The organism is Roseibium salinum, assembly GCF_026240905.1.
Classification (GTDB): Bacteria; Pseudomonadota; Alphaproteobacteria; order Rhizobiales; family Stappiaceae; genus Roseibium; species Roseibium salinum.
The window spans coordinates 181,668-194,150 of sequence record NZ_JAPEVI010000002.1 but is presented as its reverse complement, the minus strand read 5'-3'; the positions used below and the strand labels follow the sequence as shown (position 1 = coordinate 194,150).

At 64.0% G+C, this 12,483-nt stretch carries 12 protein-coding genes; 5 read left to right on the top strand and 7 right to left on the bottom strand.

All coding sequences use genetic code 11. The annotated features are described in order from the left end of the window. From ON753_RS03230 to fhuB, 4 genes are all read left to right on the top strand, one after another. Positions 1–903 (top strand): alpha/beta hydrolase, encoded by a 903-nt coding sequence (locus tag ON753_RS03230; protein ID WP_265961123.1) that lies wholly within the window; start codon positions 1–3, stop codon positions 901–903. Between the two features lie 81 nt (positions 904–984). Beyond that, positions 985–1,764 carry an ATP-binding cassette domain-containing protein gene (locus ON753_RS03225; RefSeq protein ID WP_265961122.1) on the top strand — a complete coding sequence of 260 codons (780 nt, stop codon included), beginning with the start codon at positions 985–987 and terminating at the stop codon, positions 1,762–1,764. A gap of 309 nt (positions 1,765–2,073) precedes the next feature. Beyond that, positions 2,074–2,910, top strand: coding sequence for an iron-siderophore ABC transporter substrate-binding protein (locus tag ON753_RS03220; RefSeq protein ID WP_265961121.1), 837 nt, complete (start codon positions 2,074–2,076; stop codon positions 2,908–2,910). After that, positions 2,903–4,900 (top strand): Fe(3+)-hydroxamate ABC transporter permease FhuB, encoded by a 1,998-nt coding sequence (fhuB, locus tag ON753_RS03215; protein ID WP_265961120.1) that lies wholly within the window; start codon positions 2,903–2,905, stop codon positions 4,898–4,900. The genes ON753_RS03220 and fhuB overlap by 8 nt, the downstream gene beginning before the upstream one ends. 11 nt (positions 4,901–4,911) lie before the next feature. Here the strand turns inward: fhuB and ON753_RS03210 are convergent, their stop codons facing one another. From ON753_RS03210 to ON753_RS03180, 7 genes are all read right to left on the bottom strand, one after another. Continuing rightward, the gene (locus ON753_RS03210) at positions 4,912–5,817 is read right to left on the bottom strand and encodes an energy transducer TonB (protein WP_265961119.1); all 906 of its coding nucleotides are present in this window, start codon (positions 5,815–5,817) and stop codon (positions 4,912–4,914) included. Then, positions 5,814–6,209 (bottom strand): ExbD/TolR family protein, encoded by a 396-nt coding sequence (locus ON753_RS03205; protein ID WP_265961118.1) that lies wholly within the window; start codon positions 6,207–6,209, stop codon positions 5,814–5,816. The genes ON753_RS03210 and ON753_RS03205 overlap by 4 nt, the downstream gene beginning before the upstream one ends. A 5-nt stretch (positions 6,210–6,214) precedes the next feature. Beyond that, positions 6,215–6,595: a biopolymer transporter ExbD gene (locus tag ON753_RS03200; protein ID WP_265961117.1), complete on the bottom strand. Its 381-nt coding sequence runs from the start codon at positions 6,593–6,595 to the stop codon at positions 6,215–6,217. Next, positions 6,585–7,280 carry a MotA/TolQ/ExbB proton channel family protein gene (locus ON753_RS03195; protein WP_265961116.1) on the bottom strand — a complete coding sequence of 232 codons (696 nt, stop codon included), beginning with the start codon at positions 7,278–7,280 and terminating at the stop codon, positions 6,585–6,587. Before ON753_RS03195 ends, ON753_RS03200 begins: the two co-directional genes overlap by 11 nt. A gap of 9 nt (positions 7,281–7,289) precedes the next feature. Then, complete coding sequence (locus tag ON753_RS03190) at positions 7,290–7,721, bottom strand: hypothetical protein (RefSeq protein WP_265961115.1); 432 nt, start codon at positions 7,719–7,721, stop codon at positions 7,290–7,292. 238 nt (positions 7,722–7,959) lie between these two features. Continuing rightward, a complete protein-coding gene (locus ON753_RS03185) occupies positions 7,960–10,470 on the bottom strand; it encodes an ATP-binding protein (protein WP_265961114.1) in 2,511 nt (836 codons plus the stop codon). Further along, positions 10,467–11,198, bottom strand: a complete 732-nt coding sequence (locus ON753_RS03180) for a response regulator (protein ID WP_265961112.1) — start codon at positions 11,196–11,198, stop codon at positions 10,467–10,469. Before ON753_RS03180 ends, ON753_RS03185 begins: the two co-directional genes overlap by 4 nt. 252 nt (positions 11,199–11,450) lie before the next feature. On the opposite strand from ON753_RS03180, the gene phnD reads away from it, so the two are divergent. Then, positions 11,451–12,428 carry a phosphate/phosphite/phosphonate ABC transporter substrate-binding protein gene (gene phnD / locus ON753_RS03175; protein WP_265961111.1) on the top strand — a complete coding sequence of 326 codons (978 nt, stop codon included), beginning with the start codon at positions 11,451–11,453 and terminating at the stop codon, positions 12,426–12,428. Positions 12,429–12,483 lie beyond the last annotated feature (55 nt).

The window sequence follows — 12,483 nt, the reverse complement described above, 5'->3', positions numbered from 1 at the left end:
ATGACCCGGATGAAACTCTCCAGCTGCGCGATCCCGGGCACGGCGGCCTACGATCTTGTTTCGGCCCGCAACGGCCAGACTTACCGCGTTTTCGTCCATATTCCGGCCGGCGAGCCTCCCGCGGAGGGCTGGCCCGTGCTCTACCTGACCGACGGCAATGCGGTGATCGGCACGGCCGTCGAAGCCATGAGGGCTCAGGCGGGTTATCCGACAGGAACCAATGTCGCGCCCGGCGTTATTGTCGCCATCGGTTATCCGACCGATGACCCCTACGACCCTCTCCGCAGGTCCTGGGATCTCAGCCCCCTGCCCGGCAAGACCTATCCGCCGTTCTTTGCGGACGGGCCGGATGTGAAGACCGGCGGCGGAGAGGAATTTCTTGGCTTCATCGAAGCGGACGTCAAACCCTTCGTGCATTCCCTCGCCCGGATCGATCCGGCGCGCCAGAGCCTTTTCGGCCACTCCTTTGGCGGGCTATTTGCCCTCTTCGCCTTCTTCACCCGGCCGCATGCGTTCCGGAACTGGATTGCCGCCAGCCCGGCGATCTTCTGGGACGACGGTCTGATCCTCCAGTATCGCGACCGGTTTCTTGCTGCCCTTCCCCAACGCCTCGACACGTTCCTGCATTTCTCCGCCGGCGAATACGAGGGCGACGATCTTGCTCCCTTCCAGCGGCAGGCGGAGGATGCCGGGTCGCGGCTGGAGGAGAAAAAGAAAACCCGCACCATCGGCCATGCCCGCGAACTGTCGGCTGAACTGGCGGCCCTGGAGGAGGTTTCCATCCGCACGCATTACGAGACGTTCGCATATGAAACCCATATGTCCGTGCTTCCGGCCGCGGTCGGCCGTGCCGTTCAGATTGCCTTCGCCGTCAGGCCGCTGGGGTATTTATGTGAAACTTAACTTGACTCTCATATTCAGGATTATACAACTGCGGCGGATGTTTCGAACACATACAATCAGCGGCCACACGTGTTTCCAGCCATGTCCGACCAAGCCTTCCAACTAGACAATGTCAGCCTCGCGATCGACGGCAAGGTCCTGCTCCATCCGCTCGATCTTGGCTTCCGCAAGGGCCGGATCACGGGGCTTCTCGGGCATAACGGTTCGGGCAAATCGACGCTTTTGAAGTTGCTTGCCCGCCAGATGCGGCCGAGCGGCGGGCGTGTCCTGTTCGACGGTGCTCCGCTGGACCGCTTGGCCGACCGTGCTTTCGCGCGCCGGGTCGCCTTCATGCCGCAACAGCCGCCGGATACCGACGAGCTGACGGTGCGCGAACTGGTCGCCCTCGGCCGCTATCCGTGGCACGGGGCGCTCGGCCGATTTACGGATCATGACAGGAAAACGGTCGACCGGGCACTGTCGCGGACCGGCCTTGAGGACTTCTCCAGCCGGGTCGTCAGGACACTCTCCGGCGGTGAGCGCCAGCGGGCCATGGTGGCGATGCTGATCGCGCAGGACAGTGACTTTCTGCTCCTGGACGAACCGATCTCGGCGCTGGACATCGCCAAACAGATCGAGGTGATGACGCTGATCCGCGACTGCGCCGACCAGGACGGCAAGACCGTGATCGTCGTCCTGCATGACGTCAATGTGGCCGCCCGCTTTTGCGACGATGTCGTCGCTCTTGCCGGAGGCCGCCTGATTGCACGCGAACCCTCCGGCGACCTCATGAATCCGGAGCACCTGGAAGCGATCTACGGCATTCCGATGGGCATCTTCAAACATCCGGACACGCAGGCGCCGATCTCCTATGTCGTCTAGGGTGCGGGCTCATAAATGATGACGAAATGGCATGAAAAATGGCGAAACACCGTTAGGAAGGGTGCGCAGAGCGGGCTGTATGCCCGGTCAAGCGCGCTGACGAAGCGGGGTGAAGCCATTTTCATGTCCTTCGGATTTGACCGGATTGCGCCTCCTCTACGTCGCGAAAGGCTTGAAAATGAACCACATTTCCTGCGCTTCCGCTTCTTGAGGACGCGCAATCCGCCTCAAACCATTTCATCCTCATTTATGGGTCCACACCCTAGAGAGCTCAGCCGCCGCGCTTTCACCGCCGGCACCCTGGCGGGAGTGGCCGGTCTCGCGGCGCCGTCGCTGGCGCGCGCCGCTGCCTTCCCGCAGCGCATTGTGTCGCTCGACTACGGCCTGGCGGAAACGCTGATCGAAATCGGCCTGCCGCCGGTCGGTCTCGTCAGTGCCGATGAGTGGGATACCTGGTGCGTTGAGCCGCCGCTGCCTGGTGGTGTGGCCAATATCGGCGCCAATACGGAGGTGAACATGGACCTCCTCGCCCAGTTGAAACCCGATCTCATCGTCTCCACGCCGTTCCTGGAGGGAGTTCGCAGCCAGTTGGAGCGCATAGCGCCGGTGACCAGTTTCGCCATCCACGATGTCGGCGGCTCTCCCTACCCGCACATCCTTGCGGCCACCCGGCGCCTTGGCGAGGTTACCGGCCGGCGGGAGGCGGCGGAGGCGCTGATCGGCCGCTCGAAGGAGATTTTCCGCAAGGCCAGGCGCGACACGGCTTCGCTTCGGGACCATCCGCTGGTCTTCATTTCTTTCCTCGATGCCCGCCATGTCCGCGTGTTTGGCCCCGGCGGAAACTTTCATGACGTGCTCGATCTGCTGGGGCTGCGCAACGGCTGGACGCAGACCACCAACAGCTGGGGCTTTGCCACGATCGGTTATGAAAGACTGCCGTCGGATCCGGGGACGCGGCTCTTTTACGTGGAGCCGGTGCCGCCTGACGTCTTTCCGCGGCTGGAGGGCAGCCCGCTCTGGCAGAGCCTGGCCTTCGTCCGCTCGGGGCGCATCGCGCGCATGGAGACCGTTTTCATGTTCGGTATGCTGCCGGCGATGACCCGATTTGCGCGCCTCCTGGGAGAGATCGGCCACCGTGATGCATGACCGGAAAGGGCTGCCGCCGGCCGCCTGGCTTGTGCTCGGCGCCATGGCCGCAATTCTTGCCATCGCAGTCAACCTCGGTCCCACCGCCGCCGGGCTTGGTTGGGAAGCAGCCTTTACCGCGCCCGATCCCGCCGATCAGACCGCCGTTCTGTTCTATTACAGCCAGCTGCCGCGCCTGGCGATTTCCCTGGTGGCGGGAGCGGCGCTCGGACTTGCCGGCGCTCTTCTGCAACAGGTTCTGCGCAATCCGCTGGCATCGCCGACGACGGTCGGCATTGAGGCGGGCGCCCAGCTTGCCCTTGCCGTTGCGCTTGCCTTCTTTCCGGTTCTGCTTGGCTGGAGCCGGGACGTGGTTACCCTGTCCGGCGGTCTCGCGGCCATGCTTTGCGTCTTTTCGATTGCGTGGCGGTTCGGGTTTTCTCCGCTGGTCGTCATGCTCGCCGGACTGATGATCGGCCTTTATGCAAATGCCTGCGTCACCATCCTTGCGCTGACGCACGACCATTATCTGGAAGGCCTTTTCATCTGGGGCGCCGGATCGCTGGTCCAGCAGGATTGGCGTCCGGTGCTGGCGCTTGTGCCGCGTATTCTCGCCTGTTCGGTTCTTGTCCTATTGCTGATGCGGCCGCTGGAACTTCTGCAGCTTGACGAGGCGGCGAAGGGGCTCGGGGTCCGTATCGCGCTTGTCCGCACGGCCGGTCTCGGCCTTGCCGCCGCCCTGACGGCCTTTGTCGCCAGCACTGTTGGCGTCATCGGGTTTCTGGGGCTGGCAGCCCCGGCAATGGCCCGGCTGCTGGGGGCACGGCGGTTCCACCAGCGGCTCGTGCTGGCACCGGTCACGGGCGCCCTGCTTCTGACCCTCACCGATCAGCTTCTGCAACTTGCGGAAACCTGGACAGGGGTGTTTGTGCCCACCGGAGCCGTCACCGCCGTCCTGGGCGCGCCGCTGCTTCTCGTCCTGGTGCGCCGCCTTCCGGCGGCCGCGTCCTCCCTTGCCGCCAACTCCGTGGCGCCGCTGCACCGGGCAAGATCTCCGGCAAAGCTCCTGGGCGGCATCATCGTCTTGACGGGTGCCGTCGCCGTGTTCTCCGTCCTTCTTGGCCGCAACACCGAGGGCGCTTTGGTGTTCGTACCGCTGCCGGATCTGGAACTGCTGCTTCCCTGGCGCCTGCCGCGCACGCTGGTTGCCATCTCCGGGGGCATCATGCTGGCGATCGCGGGCGTGTTTCTGCAACGCCTCACCGCGAACCCTATCGCAAGCCCGGAAGTGCTCGGCATCAGCTCCGGCGCGGCCTTCGGCGTGCTGGCGGCACTGTTCATCGCCGAAGCGCCCGGCTTTGCCTTCCAGGCGTTCTGCGCGACCGCCGGCGCGCTTGCCGTCTTTGTGGTTCTGATGACGCTGGAACGGCGAAGCGGAGGCAGTGGCGAGCGGCTGCTCTATTCCGGCGTTGCGGTCGGCGCCCTGCTGACAGCGGTTCTCGCCGCCATCATCGCCACCGGTGATCCGCGCGCCCGGCTGCTGCTGCAATGGATGACCGGCTCCACCTATCTGTCGGACTGGCGGACGGCGTGGACGTTAAGCGCGATCGCCGCACTTGCGCTTTGCGCGGCACCGCTCTTCACCCGTTCTCTGACGCTGTTGACCCTCGGTGACGTTTCGGCCCGTGCAACCGGCGTCAACGTCCGCCTGGTACGGCTGTCGATGCTCGTCTTCACCTGCACCCTGACGGCCGTTGCGACCCTGGCCATTGGCCCCCTCAGCTTCGTTGGGTTGATGGCGCCGCATCTGGCCCGCCGCGCCGGGCTCGTCGGCACGCTGCCGCAAATCCTGGGTGCGGCCACGCTCGGCGCGCTGGTCATGACGATTGCCGACTATTTCGGCCGCATCGCCTGGTTCCCGTGGCAACTGCCGGCCGGCATCGTCGCCACCCTGATCGGCGGTCCGGTGCTGGTCATCTTTCTGCTGAAACGGCAGGGCAAGGCGGCTTGAGTATTACTCTGCTACTTGAACGATAACGGAACGGAGAAAGGCCAGCTCGTGCGGCCGGCGCCTGCGGGGATTTGCGGAAAGGGCGCTGCCCGCCGCACGGTGTCGAGGGCCGCCTTGTCGAGTTCGGCATGCCCGGAGCTTTGCACCACGCGAATGCTGCCTACGCTGCCTGAGCTGTTGACGACGAAGGCGACTTCGACGACGCCGGTGATATTCCTGCGCTTGGCACTTGCGGGATAACGCACGGAGCGCCGGAGCTTGCTGGCAACCTTCCCCGGATAATTCGACACGGCTGCGTTCCCGGCTTGCCGGCTGCGGCCCGTGTCCGTGCTTCCGCCTTCCTGCGCGGTTCGCCGGGCGCGACCCTCCTCGCCTTTGCTCGTTTTGGAGTTTTTGACCCGTCTCGGTTCCGGCGCGGTTCGTTTGGGGATGTCTGGCTTCGTGGGCGGAACGCCGACCGCCTCCGCGATGACGGTGTCGACCGGTTTCGCTGCTTCGACCGGCTCGGCCGCCTCTTCGGAGACGAGCGCTTCCGGCGTCAGCGCTTCCACCGTCTCGGCCCTTTGAGGCTCGACGGAAGCGGTCACGGCTTTGGTTTCGGTTGGCGCCGGTTTCACCGGCTCAGCCTGTTCGGCAGGCGCTGCAGCCGTTTCCTGTGATGTCTCCACCGGTATCACCGTCTCCGGCTGAACGGGTTCGGCCGTCTCGGCAACTTCGGTCTCGGCAACAACCTGCCCGGTAGGAGATCCCGCCGTGACGGTGGTGGAGAATGCCTGGCCGAGCGTTGTCGCCGGCGCTGGGCTGCCGCCGGCGATTTCAATGGCGGGCGGTGCCTGGAGCGAAACGGCCGCTCCTCCGTAATGGGCGCCGAGCGACAGAACGCCCGCGATCAGCCAGTGCCGCGTCCGAAAGATCATGACGCCTGCCTCGCGGTGACCACTCTCACGTTCGCTGCCCCGGCCCCATAGAGTCTGTCGACGATCTCGACCAGCTGCCGTGCCGGCAAGGCCCGGTCTGCGGCGACAAGAACCGGCGCGTCGCCACCTTCTTGCGGCCTGCCGGCAAGAAAGACATCCACGCTCACGGGCTTGCCGCGGTAAAGGAGCGAGCCGTCCGCACGAATATACAATGCGTCGGGCGGAGCAACGGGATCGGCGTCGGCCGATGCCGGAAGCGAGACGGCAGGATCGACAGGCGGTGCCAGTTGTCCGGCGACCAGAAAGAAGATCAGCATCAGGAACACGATGTTGATCAGCGAGATCGTGTTCTCGGCCTTTCGCGGCGCGGCGGGGCGTTGAAGCTTCCTCATGGAATTCACCTGGCAATCGAAACTGTGAATCCGTCGATCCGGCGCACGCGCCCGACCGCCTCGACCAGCGTCTGCGTGCTCGCGCCTTCACGGGGAAGGATCAGGGCGCTTGTCGCGCCTTTTTTCGCAAAGCCCGCCAGCACTCGGGCGGCTCCGGCCGGATCGGAGGCGATGCCGTTGATGGTCCAGTTTTCTTCTTCCAGGACAATCAGGACATCGGGCGCGGGCCCTCCGGCGCCGCCCCGTGCCGTGTTGCCGAACTCCACCTCGCCGAACCGGGTGAACGTGGAGCTCAGCATGAAAAACAGCAGCAGCAGGAAGATGATGTCGATCAGCGACGTCATGGACAGGCGCCGCCGCCTGGCCGGACGATAGTCAATGTGCATGGGAGGCTCGTCCGACCACCGGCAGCGGCGACACCGCCGCCATGTCCGTTGTCCCGGAAACATTCGACAATACGGCGACCGTCAGTGTCTCGATCGCAATCCGCTCGTCTTCCGTCCGGGCCTCGAAAAAGGTCAGCACCAGGGAAACCGGCATGGCGACACCAAGTCCGGCCGCCGTGGTCAGAAGGGCCACCCAGATCCCGCCCGCAAGGGCGGACGGGTCGACCGCATTGCCTGCGTTCTGCAGTTCCTGAAAGGCGGTAATCATGCCCAGCACGGTGCCGAACAGACCAAGCAGCGGAGCCACCTGGGAAACGGCGTCGAGCAGACGGAAACCCGATTGCAGCCGGTGGAGCCGCAGCGTTGCGATGCGCTGGACCTCGTCCTCGATCTCGTTCCTGGCGATTTCCTCGCGCGACAGGTGCATGGCCGTCACGGCCGCTTCCTCGGCGGCGCTCACCGGGTGTGCCAGGAAGTGAACGGCATCCTGGCGCCGGCCGGATTTCCACAGCGCCACGGCCCGTTCGGCACTCCCGGTGCGCCCGACCCTTTCCCGCGCGAACTGGTAGAGTTTCAACAGCGTGACGGCAAGCGCGACGATGGACAGAACGGCAATCAATGCGACAACCGGCCCGCCAAGTTCAAGCAGTCCCGTGACCGGTTGAAGCAACTCCAGAAACGGCATGGCAGCCTCCTATTTGCTGAACGGGATCTCTGCCCGGCTCTCGGTTTTCAGCGCGGCGGAACACAGCGCCTCCTGGCGGCTTTCACCGCCGCAACCGGCCGCTCCGTTGACGAGGATCGACCCGAGAGCCTCGCAGTTGATACCGCCGAGGGCGAACTGGCGAACGACCGTCTTTTCCGCCGGCAGGGAGCCGAAGTCGAAGACGGTCATCCTGTCGACCAAGCCGTCCTTGTCGAACAGGACGAACTCGAACGCCGCCTTTGAAAGCGCTTCAGCCGTGCGATTGGCGGCAACGAAGGTCAGGGTACAGCCGTTGTCCGAAGCGGCGGTGCGGTTGAGCTGCAGGTTGACGGCGGGCTCCGGCTCCGCCGCCTGCGGCGATCCACTGCCGAACAAGGCCGTCCCGGCCAGAATGCCGATCCTCCACATGTTCTTTGTCATCGTTCCCACCATCGATTTCTGTTCATCGTCCCAGGGCGAGGTCTCGCGTCCAGGTTGCCGTTTCCCAGATGGTGCGATACGAAAGCTGAGTATAAGAGTCAAGTTATTTTGAGGCGATCGCGTCACGTTCGTGACGCATGGGCGGCACGCCGACATAGGTCTCGGCGCGCGGATCTGTCGGCGGGATTGCAAGGCAAGGAGACTGGCGGGAGCTGTGTTCCCGCCGCGCAGAAGCCCGTCAGGAGACTTCCGGAGCCGTGACGCCGAGACGCCCGGCAAGGGCCTCTTCGCTGATCGGTTTGGAAAACTTGGCGAACCGGTCGCGGAACCGTCCTGCGACCGGATCTTTCGCCGGCAAATGGCCGGAAACGGCGATGACCATGCAGTGCGGATAGGATTCAAAGGCCTCCTGCACCAGCGTCCAGCCGGAATGGCCGTCATCGAGCTGCAGGTCGGTCACAAAGGCATCGAGAGACTGATCGCGCCGGAGGCGGGCCTGGGCTTCGCGGAACGTATGGGCCGTGGCCACTTCAAAGCCGAGTTTTTCCAGCAGGTCGCTGATCGCCTTTGCCGACTTGGGATCGTCATCGACAACAAGTGCGTGTCCCCGCGAGGACACCAGGTGCGAGGTTTCCCGGATCCCGTCGCAGGCCGGGAATGTCAGGGTAACGCGGGTACCCCGGCTCGGTTGGGAGGCGATGTGGATCGTGCCGCCGGACTGGTGCACGAAGCCGTGGACCATCGACAGTCCGAGGCCGGTGCCCTCGCCGTCCGCGCGGGCGGTGAAAAAGGGCTCCGCGGCCTGGCGTAGTGTGTCCGCATCCATGCCGCAGCCATTGTCCTGGACGGAAAGTGCGATCATTCCGTCCTTCTGCCGGCTCACGCTGATCTCGATATGGCCATCGCCCGTGATCGCCTGGCCGGCGTTGACGCACAGGTTCAGGATCGCGCTTTCCAGCTGCCCAGGATCGATGCGGGCATGCATCGGGCCGTCGTCGCACTTGATGGTGAGGCATACGGTTTCCGGCAAAGCCATGGAAAGAAGATCTTCCATTCCCTCCACGATGCCCGCAATATCCGTTTCCTGCGGCGCCAGATGCTGCTTGCGCGCGAAGGCCAGCAGCCTCTCGATGAGCGAGACCCCCAGTTCCACGGCGTCATTGATGCGCGCGCGCATGGCAGAGCCCCGCGGCGACAATTCATCCTCGAGCATGTGCAGGTTGCCGGAGATCGTGGATAGAATGTTGCCGAAGTCGTGCGCGACTTCGCCCGTCACCTTGCCGAGGCTCTCCACGCGCCGGATTTCTTCCAGCCGCTCATCGATGCGCTTGCGTTCCGTCGTTTCGGAGAACAGCCACACCGAGCCGCCGTCCGGCAGGGCCGACTGGCGCACCTCCAGCACGCGGCCGGTCGGATCCATGTATTCGCCGAAGCCGGCCCGGTCGTCCTCGTTTGCCCGGCGCTCGAAAGGCGAGAGCTCGATCAGCTGCGGCAGCGTCAGGCGCCCGTCCCGCCGGGGCGGCTCCAGGCGCAGCAGTTCGCGAACCCGCCCGTTTTCGGCAATGATCTGGCCTGTGGGCGACAGGACGGCGACCCCGTCGCTGATGTTCTGGAAGACGGTTATGAACAGCTCGTTGCGCCGCCAGATCTCCTTGGTCTTGCGGTTGAGGCGCAGCGCATTGGCGCGGAAGGTGCGGAAAGCCTCCGACAGCTGGCCGATTTCGTCGGAAGAGGCAGGTTTTTTCGGCAGGCGCGCCTTCAGGTCTCCGGCGGCAAGACGCCTCATGACCGCGGTGATCCTGTGTAGATTGCCGACGACGTAACGGGAGACGAACAGCGCGGAGCCCGCGGCCACGATCATGCTGATCACCGTGAGGGCGACGATGACGTATTTGGCGAATGTGAGGCTGGTGGCCGTCTTGTCGCGGGAAACCTGCAGTCTGAGCTTGGCGTCGGCCACCTTCGCAACGGCATAGGTGTTTACCCGGCCGACTTCCGTGCGGATGCGGAACAGGGCGTTTTCCGCATCCAGCGTCGAGGCCAGCTCGGAAAACCGCAGCGAAAAGAGATCGCCCCGCTGCCGGACCGCCTGTTCGACGTCCGTGAGCGCCGCGGCCAGGTCTTCCGATGGGCTGGCACCGATCTCCTGCCTGATGCGGCGATACTGGCCCTGATGTTCGCCGATCTTGATCAGCTCCTCGGTGCGCAGCGCTCCGATGGCGGCCATGACCAGCTGCTGCAGGGAAGACCAGCCCTGCCGCATCCCGGGCGGCTGGTCCGGCAACTGCGTCAGCCGGCGGAAGCGCCTTTGCAGGCGTTCCAGGTCCCGATCGATCAACGACAGGGTCGTGGCATATTCCGTCTGAGGGGCCATGACCCGGACCAGATCGGTGATCGCCGCGCGGATGCGGCCAAGCGAGTTCGCCAGGGCGGGATCACCTGCACCAAGGCTTTCGATATATTCAAGGGTTTCGAGAATCTCCTCCGCCTCGCTTTCCAGCTGGAAACTCGGGCTGAGGGTCATCAGGAACGGTGCCGAGGCCGCCAGTTTCGACGCGCCGCGGGACAGCTCGAGCGCGTTGGAGACTTCGCTCAGCGTCTGATCGTGAAAGGTCCCGAGCCGCTCCTCCGCACTGTTCAGCGTATAGAGCGCGATCGCCCCGATCACCATGATGACGATGAGCAGCAGTCCGATCGCCAAAAGCAGCAGGAACCGGATGCTCGGTTGCCGGAATTGCGCGGCTGTCATGATCCGCCCGCCTGCAGCATGAAGATGTAACCCTGAGCCCTGCGGGTCTGCAGATGGACAGGCTTGGACGGCACGTTTTCGATCTTCCGGCGCAGCCTCAGGATCAGAACGTCGATCGTCCGGTCCACGTAGCGCTGCATGTCGCTGCCGATTTCCCGCATCAGCTCCGTGCGGGGTATGATCCGGTCGGGATTCTTCACGAAATATTCCAGGAGAATATATTCGGCGTTGGTCAGCGGGATCTCGTCCCCGTGCCGGTCCAGAAGTTCCCGGCGCTTGAGGTTCACCCTCTTGTCGCCAAACGCGATTTCCTCATCGTTGCCGGACCCCGATGCCGCCGCGAAGCCGTGCCCGTAGCGGCGCAGGACCGCCCGGATACGGGCGACAAGTTCACGCGGGTTGAACGGCTTCATCAGGTAATCGTCGGCGCCTGTTTCCAGCCCGATGATCTTGTCGATCTCATCGCCGACGCCCGTCAGCATGACGATCGGAAGCGCGGAGCGTTCGCGAATGTGGATCGCCAGCGACAGGCCGGACTCGGCTTTCAGGCGCAGATCGATCAGCGCCAGGTCATAGGCTTCCGGAGAGTTGCCCGCCTTGAAGCTCGCGCCATCGGCAAAGGCCACCGGGCTGAAACCGCTGGCCTCCATGAGGGCGGTGAGCGTCGCACGCACATCGGCATCGTCATCGATGATGGCGATTACAGGTCTTGTTGCGCTGGCGTCCATGGCATCGCTCTTCTGCAATTCCTTCAGCTGTCTAGCATGATGCTCCGGGGAAGAGGCCAGAATCTCGTTACAAAAGTTTCACACCCGGATCGGGTGGCTGTAACACTGTTAACAGAAATGGCCCGTCATTGCGGTTCTGTTAACACTTCGCGGCTCGTCTTGCTCCCGCCCGCGCCGCTACTCTGCCGGGGATCTTTAAATGTGCCATTGCTGATTACTGCAAGGTCAGATCGATTCAAATGGGAGGAAAACATGAAAACCCTGTTGGCCCTGCTCGGGTCTGCGGCCCTCGTGGCCGGATTTACAGTCTCCGGTGCAAATGCTCAGGAGTGCCCCAACCAGGGCGCGCTCGACGCCATCTACTGCGATGCTGACGGAGACCTTGTGGCCGACACGCCGTCGGACCCGGCCAAGCTGAGCAATCCCGATACGCTGGTCTTTGCCTATACACCGGTGGAAGATCCGGCCGTATACGCCGATATCTGGGCGCCGTTCATCGAACACCTGGAAAAGGTCACCGGCAAGGACGTCCAGTTCTTTGCCGTGCAGTCGAACTCCGCCGAAGTTGAAGCCATGCGCTCCGGCCGCCTTCATATTGCCGGCTTCTCCACCGGCCCGACACCGTTCGCGGTGAACCTCGCCGGCGCCGTTCCCTTTGCGATCATGGGCAGCGACGACGGCCGCTTCGGGTACCGCCTGCAGCTCTTTGCCCGGGCCGATTCCGACATCAAGGAACCGGCCGATATCGCCGGAAAGCGGGTCGCGCATACATCGCCGACATCGAATTCGGGCAACCAGGCACCGCGCGCATTGTTCCCGGATCTCGGCGTCGTGCCGGGCGAGGACTACGAAGTCATCTATTCCGGCTCGCACGACCAGTCCATGCTCGGTGTTGTGGCCGGTGACTACGATGCCGCTCCGGTGGCGTCCGAAGTGGTTGAACGCATGGCCGAACGCGGCCTCTACGATCCGGCGGACGTGCGCCTGATCTGGGAGAGCGATCCCTTCCCCACCACGTCCTTCAACTATGCTCACGACCTCGACCCGGCGCTGGTCGAGAAAGTCAAGGAAGCTTTCTTCAGCTTTGATTTCGAGGGCAACAAGCTCGGCGAGGAATTCGAAGGAGTGAGCAAGTTCATTCCCATCACCTACAAGGACCAGTGGGCGGTTATCCGGCAGATCCAGGCCAGCAACGGCGTCGAATACACGCCGCAGGGCCTTAACAAGTAAGGCTTCCGGTATCCACGGCCCGCTGTCTCGCACGACGAGCAGCGGGCCGCTCCAA